The organism is Cupriavidus sp. SIMBA_020 (assembly GCF_046535395.1).
Lineage (GTDB): Bacteria > Pseudomonadota > Gammaproteobacteria > Burkholderiales > Burkholderiaceae > Cupriavidus > Cupriavidus campinensis.
The window spans coordinates 1-232 of sequence record NZ_JAWRWU010001780.1; the positions used below are offsets into that span (position 1 = coordinate 1).

General features: G+C 72.0%; 1 protein-coding gene. It reads left to right on the forward strand.

The genetic code is table 11. The features are described from left to right. On the forward strand, window positions 1–232 hold a 232-nt coding region (locus SB751_RS35725; RefSeq protein ID WP_410749697.1), incomplete at both ends, for a GlcG/HbpS family heme-binding protein.

Here is a 232-nt window from a genome sequence, read left to right on the forward strand (position 1 = left end):
GCCGTGCTCAACGAAAGCAATATCTCGACCGCCGACGCCCAGAAGCTGGCCACCGCCGCCGTCGCCGCCTGCCAGGCCAAGGGCTACAACGTCAGCGCCTCGGTGGTCGACCGCGCCGGCCTGCTCAAGGCCTTCGTGCGCGCCGACAACGCCGGCCCCCACACCATCGAGGCGAGCCGCGCCAAGGCCTTCACCTCGGCCTCCGCCAAGGCGCCGACGCTGGCCCTCATGG